Source organism: Clostridium nigeriense (assembly GCF_900086595.1).
GTDB lineage: Bacteria > Bacillota > Clostridia > Clostridiales > Clostridiaceae > Clostridium > Clostridium nigeriense.
On record NZ_LT575472.1, the window covers coordinates 884804 to 905641 of the forward strand.

Sequence of the window (20838 nt, forward strand, 5' to 3'; positions counted from 1 at the left end):
TTTTTAGAATATGGTTAGCATATAGTTAGGATTATTACAATTGCTTTGTTCAATAATATGGAATAAATAGTTTTTAAATTAGAACTATTTAAGAGTAATAATATTGTTCAAATAGACTAACAAAATAATATTATAATAGGGGGAATTGGGATGAGAGCATTTCAAAAAAGAGTTTGTGCTTTATTGGTGGGTATGTCGGTAATGACTAGTTTAGTGCCAACAACTGTAAAAGCACAAACTAGACAAACGCAGGAAGCAGAAACAGTTTACGTAGGCTTCATTAAAGATGGAGAAAGATCAACTTTATTTAATCAAGATTGGCGTTTCTACAAGGGTGATCAAGCTTCTGCTGAATCTGTAGATTTTAACGATTCATCTTGGACTTCTTTAAGCTTACCGCATGACTGGAGTATTGAGGGTGATTTCACAGTTCAGGGTGAAGCAGAAAGTGGGTTTTTACTAGGCGGTACTGGATGGTATCGTAAACATTTTGTTGTTCCAGAGAAGTATAAAGACAAGGAACTTACTATAAACTTTGATGGTGTTTATATGAATTCAGAAGTTTATGTAAATGGGAAATTAGTAGGGGAACATAACTATGGATATACTGCCTTTGCCTTTGATATTACAGATGAACTTATATGTGATGGAAAAACTGAAAATATAATAGCAGTTAAGGTGAAAAATCCAACTCCAAGCAGTAGATGGTATTCAGGAAGTGGAATATATAGAGATGTTACATTAACATTAACGGATACTATTCATGTTTCACATTTAGGAACAACTGTTACTACACCAGAAATCGAAGCACAACAAGGTGGAAGTGTTGATGTAGTAGTTGATACAGTTATAGAAAATGAATCAGATAATGCTGCAGATGTTAAGCTTAAAACTACTGTTATTAATAATAATGAAGAAGCTGTAAGTGCACCAGTTGAAGAAACTAAAAATATAGCTGCAAATGGTAGTGCTGACTTTGCTCAAACTGCAGTGGTAAATAATCCAGCTTTATGGTCAGTTGATAATCCAAATATGTATAAAGTAAAAAATGAAGTTATTGTAAATGATGAAGTCGTTGATACTTATTATACAAATTTTGGATTTAGATATTTTAATTTTGATAGAGATACAGGTTTCTCATTAAACGGAGAAAATATGAAGCTTAAAGGTGTTAGTATGCACCATGACCAAGGGTCTTTAGGAGCAGCATCTTATTATAGAGCTGTTGAACGCCAAATGGAAATAATGAAGGAAATGGGTGTAAACTCAATTCGTGTTACTCATAATCCTGCAAGTGAAATGCTATTAGAAATTTGTGATAGATTAGGGCTTTTAGTTATAAATGAAGCTTTTGACACTTGGACAAACTCTAAGAATGGTAATGTAAATGACTTTGCTAAGTTCTTTAATGTCCCTATAGAAGAAGGTAATCAAATAATTAATGGTGAGCCAGGAATGTCTTGGGGGGAATTTGAAGCTAAGTCAATGGTTAAGACTTCAAAAAATAATCCATCAGTAATTATGTGGTCAATAGGAAATGAAGTTTTGGAAGGTATAGGTGGAGATACATCTAACTATGTTAATATTGCAGAAAATATTATTGATTGGATTCAAGAAGAAGATACAACTAGACCTGTTACTATTGGAGATAATAAGAGTAAGGGATGGGATAGTAGAGCTGTCGCTATTTCAGATGCTGTAGCTAATAATGGTGGTGTAGTTGGATTTAACTATGCTAATGAAAATCAATTTAATAGTTTAAGAAATGGCAAAGCTAATTGGATATTATATGGTGCAGAGACAAGTAGTGCAGTTCATAGTAGAGGATATTATAAGACAAGAGAGAGAAGTGCTCAAAGTAATGCAGATTTACAACTACCAGAGTTTGATAATAACTCTAATAAAGTTGGTTGGGGACATTCAGCTAGTGATGCATGGAAATATACAATAAAACATGATTATAATGCTGGGGAATATGTATGGACAGGATTTGATTATATTGGAGAACCAACACCTTGGAATGGAACAGGATCAGGAAGCGTTTCAGGAGGTAGACCTGCTCCTAAATCAAGTTTCTTTGGTATAGTTGATACAGCAGGATTTGAAAAGGATATTTACTATCTATATCAAAGCCAATGGAATGATGATGTAAACACTCTACATGTATTACCAACATGGAATAAAGAAGATATTCCAGTTCAAAATGGAAATGTACAAGTTGATGTATTTACAGATGCTTATAAAGTAGAATTATATATAAATAATAAGCTTGTTGGTACTAAGGCATCAACAGAGCATACAACAGCTGCAGGATATAAATATTACACTTTTGAAAACGATTCATTATATCCAAGCTTTAATGTAAAATATGAAGAAGGAACAATTGAAGCTAAGGCATATGATAAAGATGGTAATTTGATAACTGATACAGAAGGTAGATCATTAATTAAAACTTATGGAAAAGTATCTACTGTAGAGTTAAGTGCTGATAGAGCTACAATTGATGCAGATGGATATGATTTGTCTTATATTACAGTTGATTTAGTAGATGCTAATGGAAATATTGCATCTGGAGCTAGTAATAGATTAAATTATACTCTAGAAGGAAATGGTAAGATAGTTGGTTTAGATAATGGTAATGCTTCTGATACAGATAGATATAAACCAGAAAGTTTCAAGTCTGGAAGTAGAAGTGCATTTAATGGTAAAGCTTTAGTTATAGTACAGTCAACTAAAGATGCTGGAGATATGACATTAACTGTTTTAGGGGAAGGCATAGAATCTCAATCTATAACTATTAACACTGTAAATAATGCAGGGGATAATAAATATATAGAATCTTATGATATAGTTAAAGACTATTATGTTGGATTAGATGAAAAGCCAGCATTACCAAAGGAAGTTGCAGCTAGATATAATGATGGAACTACTGAAACTATAAAAGTTCAGTGGAATGAATATGATGAGTCAGAGCTTGGCACTCCACAAATTTTTAAAGCTACTGGAAAGTTAGAAGGTACAGATATTGCAGTAATTGCTAATGTACATGTGGTAGGTAATGTAGTTTCCATGGAAAATGTATCAACTTTCACATATGCGGGAAATACGCCTACACTTCCTAAGGCTGTAAAAGGATATTTAGCAAATGGTACTGAATCAGAAGAATTTGTTGTTAATTGGAATCTTGAAGGATTAGATTTTTCTAAAGAAAATACAAATATTTCTGTTCCTGGTACTGTAGAATTATTAGGTAAGACTTATAATGTTATAGCAAATGTACGTATAGTTCCAGCTTTGAAAGCAGCTAGAAATCTTGCTATAAACAAAGCTAATGAAAATGATGATATTCCAGTATTATCACAAAGTCCTAAAGTAACAGCAGATAACTTAAATTCAATTAATAATGGAACTACAAATGGTGGTGAAAATGTTAATGAGCGTTGGACAAACTGGAATGAACGTAATCTAGCTGGTGAAAATGGTGAACCTAAGGGAGCTTATGTTCAATTTGATTGGAAGAATAAATACGATATAGATCGTTTAGACTTATGGTTATTTACAGATAATTTAAGCGCAAGAATTCCAAAGAAAGTTGAAATTAGTTATAAAAATGAAAAGGGAGAATATGTAGTAGCACCACATACAAATACAACAGAAGTATCACATACTGCTGGTGAAACAACTTATTTCTTAGATAATGTTATAAATACTGATAGTATTAGAATTTATATGCAACAGCCACAGTCAGGAAATTGTGTTGGATTAACAGAAGTAAAGGTTTATGAATATGTAGCTCAAGAAAATGTTAAGTCAAAAAATAATTTAAATGAAATAAAGCTAGATGGTAAAGTTTTAGAAAACTTTGACCCAGCTGTAAATGAATACTCAGTTAATTTAGAAAAATTACCTGAATTAGTTGAAGCAACATCATCTGATAATGCTTCAGTAACTGTATTACCAATCCATAATAATAAATCAATAATAGTTGTTCGAGCTGAGGATGGATCCACAAATATTTATACTGTAAATTATGTGTTACTAACACCAAAGGAATACACTATTACAGTAAATAAAACAGAGGGGGGTTCAGTTGCAGGAGCAGGAAAATATGCAGAGGGACAAGAAGTTACTTTAGTTGCAACAGCTAATAAAGGATTTGAGTTTATAGGTTGGTTTGATAAAGATGATAATGAAGTTAGCAGGGATATAACTTATAGATTTATAGCTGAATTTGATATAGTATTAACTGCGAAATTCAGAGAAAATAATGAAGCTCCAGGAAATGTTGATAAAACAATGTTAAAAAGCTCTGTAGAATACGCTGAAGATTTAAAAGCAAATGGAGCTCTTGAAAATGTAGTTCCAGCAGTAGTTAAAGAATTTGAAGCAGCACTGGAAAATGCAAAAAATGTTTTAGCAAATGAAAATGCTACAGAAGTTGAAGTAGATGAAGCTGCTAAGAGATTAATTGAAGTAATTCATATGTTAGAATTCAAAAAAGGTGATAAAGAACAACTTGAAAAGCTAGTTAAAACAATAAATACTTTAGATGGAACTAAGTATATAGAGTCAACTTGGTCTAAACTTCAAGCTGAACTTGAAAAAGCTAATAAAGTAATAGCTGATGAAAATGCAATGGAAGCAGAAGTAAAAGATGCTTACAATAAATTAGTTAAAGCTTATTTAGATTTAAGATTAGCCCCAGATAAATCTAAGCTTGAAAACTTAATAAATAGAGTTGAATCAATGGATACATCTAAATATACAAAAGAAAGTGTTAAAGCACTTAATGGGAAATTAAAAGAAGGTAAAGCTGTTTTAAATAATGAAAAAGCTACTCAAAAAGAAGTAAATGAAACAGTAAAAGGATTAGAAATAGCTTTAGCCAACTTAGAATTAGCAAAGGGTAATGACAATACTGGAAGTGATGGTACTGATAACGGAGCTACTGGAGGTAATGGAGACAATAACGATACTACTAATAATGGTAGCGAAGGTGATAAGAATATTGAAGCAGGAAAGGGAAACTTACCAGCAACTGGTGCTGCAGTATCAAGCACTCAAATAATTATCCTAGCATTAGTTTTAATAGCAGGTGGTGCAATTATAATAAGCCAAAGAAAACCTAAAAATAATAATAAATAACTTTAACTTCAAAAGAAGTCTTAGATGATATGGTTTAAGGAAATAAGGGGTTTTATACAGAATTAAAATAAGAATATAAAGAATATTAAACTCAGGTGATCAGACTACTGGTCACCTGAGTTTTCTTATAATTATAATGGAAGATTGCAATTAAATTGAATTTCTGTTAAGTTTGTGCAGTAATTTGGTATTGTTTATAATACTGTAAGAGTAGATAATTAAAGTGAGGGATGGATATGAGAGAAAGATCAGAAAAGATACTAAAAATTATATTAGATAAAGGAAGCATAAAATTACAAGATTTAATTGAAATATTTAATATATCAAAAAGAACTCTTTACTATAATATCGAGGATATCAATTATGATATAAAGGACTGCGGTGAAGTAAAAAGTATAAATCATGTTTTTTCATTCGTGGGAGACTATGATAAATTGTATAAAAAAATGTTTATTGCAGGAGATAACTTTATAAATATTGAAAATAGAAGGAACTATATTTTATATAAGATTTTCAATGAAGAAAAATTCACTATTGAATCTTTAGTAAATGAGATGAGACTTTCTAAAAATACTATAGTTCAAACCATTGATTGTATTAAGGAGAATCTTCTTAAAGATGGATTAAAATTAGTTTACAAGAAGGGATATAAAATAATAGGAAGTGAACTAAAAATTAGAGAAAAATATATACTTCTTATGGAAGAAAATAGAGAACTACTAAGAGAGTATAGTGAAGATATATTAGCTTTTGATAAAGAGTGCACTTTAAATCTTACAGATTATTCTTTAACTAATCTTTCTAGATTTATTTCATTTCTTAACAAAAGAATTAAAAATAATTTTTCTATTCATTCCTATAAATTTGAATGCAATGTAAAGGGTTTTGGTTACTATAAGTTACTTAAAAATCTATTAATCAAAGAAGCAGAGGAAAGTGAAGTTGCATATTTATGTGCTTACGTAAGTACTTTACCAAGCTTAAATAATAATATTTCAGAAGAGAAAATAAAAAACTATGTGGATATTCTAATTAAGAGGTTTGAAGCAAATACAGCAATAACAATTGAAGATAAAAATGAATTTAAGAGAAATTTAAAAAGACATTTATTATCTTCTTACTATAGAATAAGATTTGCTTTCCCAATTAGTAATCCATCTCTAGATGAAATTAAGAGAAAACATGGATCATTATATAAAATAATTAAATCCATATTAGAAGATGAGAAAGACTTTCCAGATTTTATAGGTATAAGAGAAGAAGAAATAGGATTTATTGCTGCTTATTTTGGAGGATATTTGAGAGGGACAAAAAATGAGATAAAAGGAAGAAAGAAAGTATTAGTTGTATGTCCCAATGGGTTATTAATATCAAAAAATCTTGAAATCCAACTATACAAGTATATACCAACAATTGATATTATAGCTGTTATGTCAATTAAGGAGCTACATGAATCTAATATAGAGTATGATTATATAGTTTCTACAATGGACATACCAGGTAAGAAAAACGTTATAGTTGTAAACCCAATGCTAAGTAAGTTAGATATTAAACAACTTATGGACAAGCTTGTTAGTTTTAATCAAAGTAATTTACAGTTCAATATAGAAAGAATAATGCAAGCTATAAAGAAAAATGCAAACATAATTAATTATGAAAATCTTAAAAATGATTTAATAAAAATTATTTATCAGATGGATGAGAAGGAGGAGTATCAACCAATGCTAAAAGAATTAGTTAATGAGAAGAGAGTTAATAAAGTATTGAGAGTTAAGGATTGGAAAGAAGCAATTAGACTTGCATCTCAGCCATTATTAGAAGATAACTCTATAGATGAGAGATATGTAGATGCAATGATAGAAAGTATCAAAAAGCATGGCCCATATATAGTTTTAGCAGATGGATTTGCATTGCCACATGCTAATTCAAAGGATGGAGTTAATAGATTAGCTATGTCATTACTAACAGTTGAAGAAGAGGTGGATCTATTAGGAAAGCCAGTAAATATTTTTATGGTGCTTGCAACCATTGATAATAATAGTCATATTAAGGCTTTAGCATCATTATCAGAAATTTTATTTGATAAAGAAAACTTAGGTGTTTTTAGAGAAGGTAATAAAGAAAAGATATTAAAAATTATAAATGATAAAGAATAAAAAAATATATAAATAACAGGAGGGTTAATATGAAAATTTTAGCAGTTTGTGGATTTGGCGTGGGATCATCAATGATTTTAAAAATGTCAATAGAAAAGGTTTTAAAAGAAATGGGTATTAGTGCAGAAGTAAATAATACAGATATAAATGATGCAAGAGGAACTGATTGTGATGTTATATTCACTAGTCAAGAACTTCAACAAGAGTTACAAGGAACAGTAGGTGTACCTGTTTATCCAGTAAAAAAATATATGGATTTAGCAGAAGTTAAAGAAGTTATACAAAAGTATTTAAATAATAAATAGGAGGATGGTTTTATGGATTTTTTAATTAATAACGTATTACGTAACCCACCATTATTATTAGGCTTAATAGCTGCGATAGGATTAATATTACAGAAGAAGAAGGTTGCTGATATAGTGAAAGGTTCATTATTAGCAGCTTTTGGAATGGTAATATTAGATCAAGGAACTTCAATGCTAATAAGTTCAATATCACCAATAAATTCTGCTTTCCAAAGTTTAACTGCGTCAGGAGTAGCTTTAGAAGGATTGAATGATGCAACATTTACAGCAAGCTATGGTGGAACAATTGGTTTAGCTATGTTTATTGGATTAGCTATTCATATATTAATAGCTAGATTTACTCCAATTAAGACTATATTCTTAACAGGACATATGTTATGGTGGTTCCCATTTATATTCATAGCTGCAGGGGTTGAAGGTGGATTAACTGGATGGGCACTTATACTTTTCGGTGCTATTTTATCTGCACTTTATTGGTCAATTATGCCTTGGTTATTAAGAAAGTATGTTTCTGATGTTACTGGAGATACCTCATTTACATTAGGACATCCAAGTGGAATTTTAGCATTATTATCTGGATTTGTGGCTAGTAAATTAGGAAATAAAGAAAAATCATCAGAAGATTTAAAGCTTCCAGCAGGACTTTCATTCTTTAGAGAAATTTCAATAACAGGTGGAATCGTTATCTTTATTATGTTCTTAGTTGTTGGACTTGTTATTCCAGAAGGTTTTGCAGATTTAGATCAAAACTTAGTTATGTATGCAATTACTCAAGGCTTCACTTTTGGGGCTGGTTTAATAGTAATGCTACAAGGCGTTAGAATGTTAATTAATCAAATAGTACCAGCATTTAAAGGAATTTCTGAAAAGATTGTTCCAAATGCAATTCCAGCTTTTGATTGCCCAATATTATTTAACTATAAACCTAATGCTGTATTAATAGGATTTATTACCGCAATGATAACATCAACAATTTTAGTATTAGTATGTAATTATTTAAATATATTTAATGTGTTACTAATACCTCTAGTTATAACTTCTTTCTTTGAATGTGGTGCAGCAGCAGTTATAGGAGAGGGACAAGGTGGTCTTAGAGGTGCTATTATAGGAACAATAACAGCTGCTATTTTAATGGTAGTTTTAGTAGGAATATCAGCAGTAATTTACTCTGGTACAATTCAAAATTGGATATTAATATTTGGTGGTAATGACTTATCTCTATTTGGAATTATAGGTAAGTTAATAGCTTCAATATTTGGGGGAATATAAAAAGTCAAATTTCTAAAAGATTAATTATATAATTACATGATTATTTAATCTTAGGAGGGAATTTTAAAGGATATGACATTTAAATATTTTGATAAAATAAAAGAATTAATAGATATAGTAGAGATTGAAGAAAAAGAAAATATGATTAAAGCAACAAAAGTAATTGTAGATGCTATACTTAATAAAAAATCTATCTTTTCTTTTGGAGCATCACATGCAGGAATATTAAGCGAAGAATTATTCTATAGAGCTGGTGGCCTTGTAGTGATAAATCCTATATTTGCTAAAAATTTAATGTTAGATACTTATCCAATAACTTTAACTAGTGAAATTGAAAGATTAGAGGGATATGGAACTACAATAGCAAAAAAGAGCAATATTTCTAGTGGAGATGTTGTAATTGTGCATTCAGTTTCAGGAAGAAATCCAGTAAGTATAGAAGTTGCTATGGAAGCTAAAAAAATTGGAGCTACTGTAATTTGTATAACTAATTTAAATTATTCAAAGGAAGTATCCTCAAGACATTCATCAGGAAAGAATCTATACCAAGTTAGTGATATAGTTATTGATAACCATGGGGAAAAGGGTGATGCATGTGTAGAGATAGATGGATTAGATCAAAAGGTTAGTCCTACTTCTACAGTAATAGCAGCAACAATTATGAATTCAATAGTTGCACAAGCTACACAAGAACTTCTTTACAATGGATTGAAAACGCCTCCAATATTCTATAGTGCTAATATAGATGGTGGAGATGAGCTTAATAAAAAGATTTTTGAAGAATACAAGAATATGATTCACTATAAATATTAATTTCTATCATATGAAACAAATATAGAGGTTATTTAGGAGCTGTTTTTAAGACAGCTCCTATTTCATTATAATAATTAATATATTACAAAAAAATTCAAGTATCTAAAAGTATCCTGGAGATTTTTTTGTTTCCTAATAAAAGGGAAATAAAATGATATTCTTAAATGAATATTATTATTGTACTATAGTATTAGGAATTAAAAACAAAGGGGAGAGTAAAATGAGAAGTAAATTAAATATAAAAATATATGCAGATGGAGCAGACTTGAAATCAATGTTAGAAGAATATAATAAAGGAATTGTAAGTGGATTTACTACAAATCCCTCATTAATGAAAGCTGCAGGAATAAAAAGTTATAAAGATTTTGGAAAGAAAGTATTAGATAAAATAAAAGATATGCCAATTTCATTTGAAGTTTTTTCTGATGATGAAGAATCTATTTTAAAGGAAGCAAGAGAACTTTATACTTGGGGAGAAAACGTTTATATTAAAATTCCTGTAGTTAATACTAAGGGGGAGTCTAATGGAAATATAATCAAGGAATTATCTGAAGAAAATATAAAATTAAATATAACAGCAGTTTTTACAGTTGATCAAGTGAAAGATGTATTAAATGTTTTAAATAAGGATACTCCTGCTATAATATCCATATTTGCTGGAAGAATAGCTGATGCTGGAGTTAATCCAGTAGGAATAATGAAAGAAGCTATTGAACTTGCTAAAGATTATCCTAAGGTTGAAATTTTGTGGGCAAGCTGTAGGGAATTATACAATATAATTGAGGCTAGTAATATTGGCTGTCATATAATTACTGTTCAAAATAGTATATTAAAAAAATTTAATTTGTTTGGAAAGAACTTAACTGATTACTCTATAGAAACAGTAAAAGACTTTTTTAAGGATGGAAAGAGTTTAGGATTTTCAATTGTAGAATAGATATGTAATAAAAGAGAGGTTAAGACTATGATAGAAAATTTATTAACTGAAGAATTAATTGATATAAAAGTAAAAGTAGAAAAATGGGAAGATGCTGTAGTTATAGCTGGAAAATTACTTTTAAATAATAAAAAAATTGAGGAAAGATATATAAGAGCTATGATAGAAACAGTTAAAGAAATGGGGCCTTATATAGTAATGGCACCAGGAATAGCGATGCCTCATGGTAGGCCAGATTGTGGAGTCAATGATATAGGAATAGCTATAGTTACTTTAGAGAATGGTATAGGTTTTGGGAGTGAGGAATTTGATCCTGTTAAGATTATATTTGCAATTTGTGCAAAAGAAAATAAATCTCATATTGAGTTAATTCAAGATCTAGCTTTTATTTTAGATAGCGATGAGTTATTAAATAATATAGATAATTGTAACTCAAAAGGTGATCTATTAGATTTGATATTAGATGTTTATAAGAAAAATAAATATAAGTAAGGAGGATTTTTATGAAAATTATAACTGTATGTGGTAATGGCATTGGTAGTAGCTTAATGCTAGCTATGAAGATACAAGAAATATGTGATGAGGAGGGGATAAGGGTAGATGTTGAATCTTGTGACGTAAGTGCAGCTGTAGGTAAGAAATGTGATCTTTTTGTAACTGTTAAGGAATTGGCTCCAAACTTTAATAAAGATAAGACTTTAATCGTTAGAAGTTATATAAATAAAAAGAAAATAAAGGAAGATATACTAGATAGGATAAAAGCTAAAAGTGCTGATTTAAATTAATATTTTATTTTAATATTATTATTTATAAAGGGGATTGGTATTATGGAAGGTATTTTAGAATTTTTTAGAGATTTTTTAAAAGAACCAGCATTATTAATGGGATTAATGGCATTTATAGGGTTAATAGCATTAAAAAAGCCAGCTCATAAGGTGATGTCTGGTACATTAAAGCCTATATTAGGATACTTAATGCTTGGAGCAGGAGCAGATTTTATAGTTTCTAACTTAAATCCTTTAGGAGAAATGATTCAAAAAGGCTTTAATATTAGTGGAGTTATACCGAATAATGAAGCAATAGTTTCAGTTGCCCAAAAGGTTCTTGGTGTTGAAACTATGTCAATATTAGTAGCAGGGCTTATAGCTAATCTTATTATTGCTAGATTTACTAAGTTCAAGTATATATTCTTAACAGGACATCATAGTTTCTTTATGGCATGTTTATTATCAGCAGTTTTACAAACAGCTGGTTTTGAAGGAATTGCTTTGATTGGAATTGGAGGTGCTTTCTTAGGCTTAGTTAGTGCAATATTACCAGCTATTGGGCAAAAATATACATTAAAGGTTACTGATGGTGATGAAGTTGCCATGGGACACTTTGGTAGTTTAGCTTATTATGTATCAGCATGGATAGGTGGTAAGGTAGGTAATCCAGAAAATAGTACAGAGAAGATGGAAATTCCAGAAAAGTGGAGCTTCCTAAGAGATACAACAATTTCAACTGCATTAACAATGATGGCATTCTATTTAATAGCAGCAGTAGCAGCAGGTTCTGAATTTGTTGCTACTTTATCAGGTGGACAAAATATGATTTTATTTGCTTTAATGTCAGCAATGAAGTTTGCAGTAGGAGTTACTATAGTTTATGCAGGTGTTAGAATGATTTTAGGAGATCTACTTCCAGCTTTCCAAGGTATTGCAACAAAGGTAATTCCAGATGCAGTACCAGCAGTAGATTGTGCAGTATTTTTTACCTATGCACCAACAGCAGTTGTTATAGGATTTGTTGCTAGTTTTATAGGTGGTGTTATTGGAATGCTATTACTTGGAGTAGCAGGTGGAGTATTAATTATACCGGGACTTGTACCACATTTCTTCTGTGGAGCAACAGCAGGAATATATGGCAATTCAACAGGAGGGAAGAGAGGAGCTGCAATTGGAGCTTTTGTAAATGGACTATTAATAACTTTTATTCCAGCATTATTACTTCCTGTACTTGGAGACTTAGGTTTCCAAAATACAACCTTTGGTGATTTTGATTTTGGTATTATAGGTATTGCTATAGGAAAGCTTTATGAATTCTTAGGATCTATGGGAGTAATTATATTATTAGCGATACTAATTATTGCTGTATTAGTTCCAAGTTTTATAAATACAAAGTCAAAGGTTATTAATAACAATTATGATGATGGAGAATCAATGTAATAATCAATTCAAAATGTCCATGAATTTTTAAATTAGGCTAGATAGGTTTATCTAGCCTTTATTTTCGCAATTAACAATTTAAATATGTATAATAAAAAATAAGTACAATACTAATATATATGGGATATAACTAAGGGGGAGAGAGGAATGAATATAAGGTATATAGAAATATTAAATTTATTAATTAATTCTAATAATAGCGTAAATGTGGAGGACTTAGCAAATAGATTTGGTGTTTCAAAGAGAATGATTAGATATGATATTGATGAAATTAATAGCTACCTAAGAGAATGTAAAATTACAGAGATAGATAAAAAACCTAATTCCTCATTGAAATTTGTAATAACAGAAGAGGAAAAAGAAAAGGTAAAAAAACTTATAAATAATATTAATATTAAAAGTTATGTATTTTCAACAGAAGAAAGGGTAGGCATATTATTATATGAATTACTAAACTCAAATAAAGAATACACATATAGTGAATTTCAAGAAAAGCTATCTATAAGTAAGACTACCTTAGTTAATGATATAAAGAAGGTTAAGGAATGGCTTAATAAATATAGTATAGAAATTATAAAGGTTTCAAATAAAGGGTTTAAAATACAAGGAAATGAAAGTGATATAAGAAAAGCAATAATAAGCTTACTTATAGATAAAAGTAATTATAATATTATTGAAACTCTAGAGAAGATTTACAATAATGAAAATAATCATGTTTTGCTTAGTATTAAGAATTTAGATATTAATAAAGAAAATATGGAATATATAAAGGAACTTGTTAGAGAGATAGAAAAAGATTTTGGAGTGTTTTCTGAAGAAGGTTTTAATAATTTAGTTATTGCTGTTTTTGTAGTTATTAATAGGGCGGGGAGAATGCCAACTGTTAAGGAAAATAAAAGCTTAAGTTCAACTTATAAAAAAGAGTATGAGGCAGCATTAAAAATTGCAGATAAAATAAAACATAAATTTTCAATTTCTTTAGGTAGTGAGGAAGTTAATATGATTACCAGTAAAATATTATCTGGTAGTAAAAGTGAAGGAGAGCTGTTTGAATCAAAAGATTATTTCGATGCTTGTTACATAGCTGGTAGGATAATGGATAATTTAAGATTAACTTTTGGAAATGAGTTTAGAATGGATAACAATTTATTTGAAAGTTTTATAAGCCATCTAAAGAGTTTGATTTTTAGACTTAAGCATAATGTGATAAGTAAAAATCCTATATTAGAAACCATAATGAGTAATTATAAAAATGAGTTCAAATTAGTAAAAGAAGCAGTAGGTTTTATAAATGAAAAATTTGACTATATATTAAGTGATGATGAGATAGGATATATAGTTATGTATATAGAAGCTACTATAGAAAAAAGTAAGAAGGATGAGATTGGAAGAACTAAAAATATTTTAATAGCTTGCTCAGCAGGATTTGCTACTGGAAGATTGTTAGAAGCTAAGATAAAGGGAAGATTTGATGTAAAAGTAATAGGGGTTACTTCTATACATAATATAAGGAGTTTTTTTTATGATAAAAATAAAATTGACTATATAGTATCTTCAGTTGATATAAATGAAAGTTTTAACGCACCTATTATAAAAGTTTCACCAATTTTAAATAGTAAAGATATTGAAGTTTTGAGTAAGTATTTAGCATTAAGAAAACTAAATGTAAGCAAAAATAATAAAGAAGATGAAATATTTACTAAAATAGAAGATAAAAAAAATTATATTATTGAAAGTAATCAAAATGAAATAATAAATATAAATGAAATAATTAATATTATAGAGAAAAACTCAAATATAATTAATAGAGAAAATTTGATTAAGGACTTAAGTTATTACTTCAGTGAAGTAGGAAAAATAAATTTATATGATAATATTGATAAAAATATATTGAGTTATATTTCAGAAGAAAATATTCAGTTAAACTTAGAGGTGAGTAGTTGGGAAGAAGCTATAAAAATAAGTGCAGAACCACTATTAAAAAACAAAGTTATTACAGAAGAATATATACAAGCAATGATAGATAATGTTAAAAGTTTAGGTGCTTATATAGTTGTTGATGATGGAATTGCAATACCTCATGCAAGGCCTGATAAATATGTGAAGAATTTTGGAATAACAATCAATACTTTTAAAACTCCAATAACAATAGGAAGTCATAATAATATAAGAATTTTTATAACCATAGCAAGTATAGATAATGAAAATCATATTAAAATTATAACGCAAATAATGAAATTAATAGAAGATGAGAAGTTTATAGAATTATTAAAAAATGAAAATATAAGTAAAAAAAATTTATTAAGAAGAGTAAATGAGTTATATAAGATTAATTGTGATTAATTAATAGAGATGAATTAAATAATATAAGTAAATGGAGTTTGGATATTTTAAATGAATTATTTATTTGAAAGTAAGTTAATTTTATAATTATTTTTAGTAAGTAAGATCTAATTACGTAATTATTTTAGTTATGTAATTAGGTCTTTTTTTATTTAAGAATACTTATTAATAGGTAAAATTGGATTTTAATATATAATCTAAATATTATTTTTTCTTTTTGTAAAACACTTATGAAAGTTAAATTTATTATAAATTATAAATAAAAAATATCTAAAATAGGAAATAGATGTCTTGACAAATTATTTTTGGTAAAATATACTTTATACGTAATTAATAATAAATTAGTATCAATTATATATTTTTTAACTGAAATTATACTTTATAAATAATTTTTTATAAAAAATAAGATAACGCTAAATTACTAAAAATTTTTAAATGAGAAAAAATCTTTTATTTTTAATAAATTTACGTATAATGATAATTTATATTAAAAGAAAACGATTAATACAAATTAATTAAATAACTACATAATAATAGTTATATTTCTTGCAAAGTATCATACAAATTAAATTTAAGTATAAGAAGATATAATAAGTAATAAATTGAAAAATAAAATTATTTGTAGATATTATATATTAATTGAATTTATTATAAATTATAAATAAATATATGTAAAAAAGGTAATAGATGTATTGACAAATTATTTTTCGTAAATTATACTTTAAACAGAATTGATAATTAATTATTATTAATAATACATATTTAAGGGGTAATTATGCTTTATAAATAATTTTTTATAAAAAATAAGATATATATGAAGTAGGATATTATTTATAAGTATCATTTCTTTTAGATTATAAAATAATTATTTAAGTCAAGATAAGCAATTTAAGAAAACGATTAAAAATTTTAACTAGAGTTAAGTTAATATCTAACTATAAGTCACTAATTGTAAATGTTATAAAAAGTATTTATAAGAAAGGATGTGATATATTTGGACAAACCTAATGTTATTTTAATGATGGTTGATCAAATGAGATATGATTGTATGGGGGCTAACGGTAATGAGGTTATTTCTACGCCTAATTTAGATATGATGGCTAATACAGGATACAATTTTGATAATGCTTACACCGCAGTTCCAACATGCATTGCTTCAAGGGCATCTTTATTAACAGGACTATCTCAAAAAAATCATGGTCGTGTAGGATATGAAGATGGTGTACCTTGGAAATACAAAAATACGCTAGCTAAAGAATTTACAAGCTTAGGATATCAAACAGAATGTATTGGAAAGATGCATGTATATCCAGAAAGAAATAGACTTGGATTCGAACATGTAGAGCTGCATGATGGATATTTACACTTTGCTAGAAAATATGATAAAGAATTCTCTACACAATTTGAAAATGTAGATGATTATTTAAAGTGGTTTAGAGAAAAAAAAGGGCATGATGTAGATTTATTTGATAATGGATTAGATTGTAATTCATGGGTAGCAAGGCCTTGGCAATATGAAGAGGAACTACATCCAACAAACTGGGTTGTAACTAAAAGTATTGAATTTTTAAAGCGAAGGGATAAAGAGGTTCCATTCTTTTTAAAGATGTCGTTTACACGACCTCATTCTCCAATAGATCCTCCTTCATATTATTTTAATATGTATATGAGTATGTTAAATGAATTGCCTAATAATAAAGTTGCTGAATGGGCGAAAAATATTGGAGAAGATAACCCACTTTCTACTATAGCAACACGAGGAAAATTAAGTCCAATGGATTTTAAAAGATTTGTTGCAGGATATTATGGATTAATAACTCATATAGATCATCAGATTGGTAGATTTTTAATAGCTTTAAAAGAGCATAGGCTTGATAAAAATACTATTATTATCTTTTTATCAGATCATGGAGATCAATTATGTGAGCATAATCTTTTGAGAAAAGCATACCCTTACCAAGGAAGTATTCATATTCCTCTATTTTTATATGATCCAGGTAATATTCTAGACGGTAAAGTGAAAAGGATTAAAGAGCTCATAGAAATGAGGGATGTATTTCCAACTTTAATAGACATATCAGTAGGAAAGAGTGTACCAGATATTGATGGTAAAAGCTTTAAAGATTGTATATACGATGAAAAATATTCAATGAGAGATTATATTCATGGAGAACATAGTTTTGGAGAATATTCTAGTCAATTTATTCTTACAAAAGAGTGGAAGTATATATGGTTTCCTATTAAAAATGAAGAACAGCTTTTTAATTTAAAAGATGATCCTAATGAAATGAATGATTTAAGTAATAATTATGATTATAAAAATATTATTAATGAATTAAGAAAAATTTTAATTGAAGAATTAAAAAATAGAGAAGAGGGTTTTGTACAATATGGAAATTTAATAAAAAAAGACTATATTGATCCAACATTATCTATTTTAAAAAATAATAATTATTAAGGAGAGATAAAATGAACAAATTTATGGAATCTATGGAAAAATATCTATTACCAATTGCTTCAAAAATAAGTAATCAAAAATTTTTAATAGCTCTTAGAGATTCTTTTATAGGAACAATGCCAGTGGTTATGACTGGTTCTATAGCTATTTTATTAAATGCATTTTTAGTGGATGTACCTGGTCAGTTTGGAAATACTTCTATTCCCCAAACATTTAGTTGGCTTGTAGATATTAATAATTTGATATTTAAAGGAAGTTTAGCCATAGTGTCTTTATTATTTATTTATTCTTTAGGGGTAAATATTGCGAAAATTTATAAAACAGATACATTATCATCTGGCTTAATTTCCCTTTCTGCATTTATAATTTCAATTGGTAATACTGTTTCTACAAAAATAAAATTACCAAATGCTGATGAGCAAGTTTTAAATGGCATTTTTAATGGAGTTAAGGGTATTCTCGTTGATGGAAACTCTTTATCTGTTACAGCTGGAAATGTTCTTCCTATAAACCAAATTAACTCAAGAGGATATTTTACAGCAATGATAATAGGCTTTATAGCTTCTATTATATTCTGTAAAGTTATGAATAAGAACTGGACAATTAAATTACCAGAGTCAGTACCCCCTGCAATTGCTAAACCTTTTATGTCAATAATTCCTGGTTTTCTTGCTTTATATTCTATAGCTATATTAACATATGTATTTAATAGAGTTACTGGAGAATTAATAAATGATTGGATTTATAAAATGTTACAAATGCCTTTATTAGGATTATCTCAAAACTACTTTGCAGTTTTAATTCTTGCAGTAATGATACAATTACTTTGGTTTTTTGGTATACATGGTGGAAACGTTATGGCACCAATTATGGAAGGGGTTTTTGGAGTAGCTTTATTAGCTAATATGGAAGCTTTTCAAAATGGTCAACCAATTCCTTATTTATGGACAAGCGTATCATTTGGATCATTTGTTTGGTATGCAACATTAGGCCTATTGATAGCAATATTCTTGCAATCAAGAAATAAGCATTATAGGGAAGTTGCAAAGTTAGGTATAGTTCCATGTATTTTTAATATTGGTGAGCCGGTTATGTATGGTCTTCCTACAGTAATGAATCCAATATTATTTATACCAAAGATATTAGCACCAGCTTTAATGGTTACAGTTGCGTATTTTGCAACTAGTTTTGGTTTAGTAGCTCCAGTTACTCAAAATGTTACATGGGTTATGCCACCGGTATTATATGGTTTCTTCTCTACGGGATTTGACTGGAGAGCAATTGTGTTATCAGTAGTTAATTTAGTAATTGCTACATTAGTTTATTTACCTTTTGTAAAAATGGCTAATAAGGAGGAAATTTAATGCCTAAGTTTGAAATAAGGGAAGAGTTTTATATAGATGATGATAAATTCAAAATTCTATCTGGAGCTATTCATTATTTCCGAATACATCCTTCACAATGGGAAGACACATTGTTCAATTTAAAAGCATTAGGATTTAATACAGTTGAAACTTATATTCCATGGAATATTCATGAGCCATATGAAGGAAAATTTGATTTTAAAGGAATCAAAGATATAGAAAAATTTATAAAAACGGCTGAAAAGATAGGTTTATATGTTATCTTAAGACCTACGCCTTATATATGTGCTGAATGGGAATTTGGTGGTCTTCCTGCATGGCTTTTAAAGGATAAAGATATAAAGCTTAGAAGTTCAGATAATAAATTTATTGAAAAATTAAGAAACTACTACAAAGTATTATTACCGAAATTACTTAAGTACCAAGTAACGAATGGTGGACCAATTTTAATGATGCAAGTTGAAAATGAATATGGTTCCTATGGTAATGAAAAACAATATTTAAGAATTGTAGCATCAATGATGAAGGAAAATGGGGTAGATGTTCCCCTTTTCACTTCAGATGGAACGTGGATTGAAGCATTAGAATCTGGATCACTAATTGAAGATAATATTTTTGTATCTGGTAATTTTGGATCAAAATCAAAAGAAAATTGTAAGATACTTAAAGATTTTATGGAAGAAAACGATAAAAAGTGGCCTGTTATGTGCATGGAATATTGGGATGGATGGTTTAATAGATGGGGTGAAGAGATTATTCGCAGGGATTCTATTGATTTAGCTAATGATGTTAAGGAGATGCTTGAAATTGGTAGTATAAATCTCTATATGTTTAGAGGTGGAACAAACTTTGGGTTTATGAATGGTTGTTCTGCAAGGGGAAATAATGATTTGCCACAAGTTACTTCTTATGATTATGATGCGGTATTAACTGAATGGGGAAATCCAAGTGATAAATATTTTGAATTACAAAAGGTTATGAAATCACTATATCCTAATATTAAACAAATGCCTCCAAGAAAGAGAACAGTAAAGAATATTGGTAGTTACAAAACTGATGGAGTTGCTAATCTTATGTCTGTTATTTCAGATATTTCTAAAGAAGTAAAAACAGTATATCCCAAGGGGATGGAAGATTTAGATTGTAACTATGGATATATGTTATATAGTAGTGAAATAAAAAATTATTATCATGATGAAAAATTAAAAGTAATAGATGCTTCAGATAGATGTCATATATATGTAGATGAAAAACTTATTTCTACTCAATATAAGGAAGAAATAGGAACAGAAGTTGAGTTTAGTAGTGAAAATGAAGTTATAAAGATTGATATATTAGTTGAAAATTTAGGAAGAGTAAATTATGGACATAAGTTAAATGCTTCTACTCAAAGAAAAGGTATAAAGGGTGGAGTTATGATAAATAATCATTTCCATAGTGAATGGAAGCAATATCCTTTATTACTTGATGAAGATATGATTTCAAAAATTAAATTTGAAGAAAAAGTTATGACTATAGTAAATACACCTACATTTTATCATTTTACTATTGAGTTAGATGAGATCTGTGATACATTTATAGATTGTTCCGAATATGGAAAGGGATGTATATTTATAAATGGATTTAATATTGGTAGATATTGGTCTAGAGGACCGATACAATATTTATATGTTCCATCTGGTTTCTTAAAAGACAAAAATGAAATTATTATATTTGAAACTGAAAATAACTTAATTAAAGAGCTTAAATTTAGTGATAAACCTATTTATTCTAATAAATAAAAATTTAAATTGGCTGTCACAGAGACAGCCAATTAGGAATTAATAATAGCTAACATTAAA

At 28.4% G+C, this 20838-nt stretch carries 13 protein-coding genes; all 13 read left to right on the top strand.

All coding sequences use genetic code 11. The features are described from left to right. Positions 1-150 precede the first annotated feature (150 nt). The 13 genes from BN6774_RS04435 (at position 151) to BN6774_RS04495 (ending at position 20778) form a co-directional block, all read left to right on the top strand. On the top strand, positions 151-5145 hold the full coding sequence (locus BN6774_RS04435) for a glycoside hydrolase family 2 TIM barrel-domain containing protein (RefSeq protein WP_122982997.1): 4995 nt from the start codon (positions 151-153) through the stop codon (positions 5143-5145). A gap of 236 nt (positions 5146-5381) precedes the next feature. After that, on the top strand, positions 5382-7301 hold the full coding sequence (locus BN6774_RS04440; protein ID WP_066890423.1) for a BglG family transcription antiterminator: 1920 nt from the start codon (positions 5382-5384) through the stop codon (positions 7299-7301). 29 nt (positions 7302-7330) lie between these two features. Beyond that, complete coding sequence (locus BN6774_RS04445) at positions 7331-7606, top strand: PTS sugar transporter subunit IIB (RefSeq protein ID WP_066890425.1); 276 nt, start codon at positions 7331-7333, stop codon at positions 7604-7606. Positions 7607-7618: 12 nt separating this feature from the next. Beyond that, the gene (locus tag BN6774_RS04450; protein WP_066890427.1) at positions 7619-8875 is read left to right on the top strand and encodes a PTS ascorbate transporter subunit IIC; all 1257 of its coding nucleotides are present in this window, start codon (positions 7619-7621) and stop codon (positions 8873-8875) included. A 72-nt stretch (positions 8876-8947) separates the two neighbouring features. Beyond that, a complete protein-coding gene (locus BN6774_RS04455; RefSeq protein WP_066890429.1) occupies positions 8948-9688 on the top strand; it encodes an SIS domain-containing protein in 741 nt (246 codons plus the stop codon). Positions 9689-9908: 220 nt separating this feature from the next. Continuing rightward, on the top strand, positions 9909-10625 hold the full coding sequence (locus BN6774_RS04460; protein ID WP_066896425.1) for a transaldolase: 717 nt from the start codon (positions 9909-9911) through the stop codon (positions 10623-10625). A gap of 27 nt (positions 10626-10652) precedes the next feature. Further along, a complete protein-coding gene (locus BN6774_RS04465) occupies positions 10653-11117 on the top strand; it encodes a PTS sugar transporter subunit IIA (protein ID WP_066890431.1) in 465 nt (154 codons plus the stop codon). An 11-nt stretch (positions 11118-11128) separates the two neighbouring features. Then, positions 11129-11410, top strand: a complete 282-nt coding sequence (locus BN6774_RS04470) for a PTS sugar transporter subunit IIB (protein WP_066890433.1) — start codon at positions 11129-11131, stop codon at positions 11408-11410. Between the two features lie 42 nt (positions 11411-11452). After that, on the top strand, positions 11453-12832 hold the full coding sequence (locus BN6774_RS04475) for a PTS ascorbate transporter subunit IIC (protein ID WP_066890435.1): 1380 nt from the start codon (positions 11453-11455) through the stop codon (positions 12830-12832). 147 nt (positions 12833-12979) lie between these two features. Continuing rightward, a complete protein-coding gene (locus tag BN6774_RS04480) occupies positions 12980-15175 on the top strand; it encodes a BglG family transcription antiterminator (protein WP_066890437.1) in 2196 nt (731 codons plus the stop codon). A 994-nt stretch (positions 15176-16169) separates the two neighbouring features. Continuing rightward, positions 16170-17633, top strand: a complete 1464-nt coding sequence (locus tag BN6774_RS04485) for an arylsulfatase (protein WP_066890439.1) — start codon at positions 16170-16172, stop codon at positions 17631-17633. 11 nt (positions 17634-17644) lie between these two features. Then, positions 17645-18997, top strand: a complete 1353-nt coding sequence (locus tag BN6774_RS04490; RefSeq protein WP_066890440.1) for a PTS sugar transporter subunit IIC — start codon at positions 17645-17647, stop codon at positions 18995-18997. Beyond that, positions 18997-20778 (top strand): glycoside hydrolase family 35 protein, encoded by a 1782-nt coding sequence (locus tag BN6774_RS04495; RefSeq protein ID WP_066890443.1) that lies wholly within the window; start codon positions 18997-18999, stop codon positions 20776-20778. Before BN6774_RS04490 ends, BN6774_RS04495 begins: the two co-directional genes overlap by 1 nt. Positions 20779-20838 lie beyond the last annotated feature (60 nt).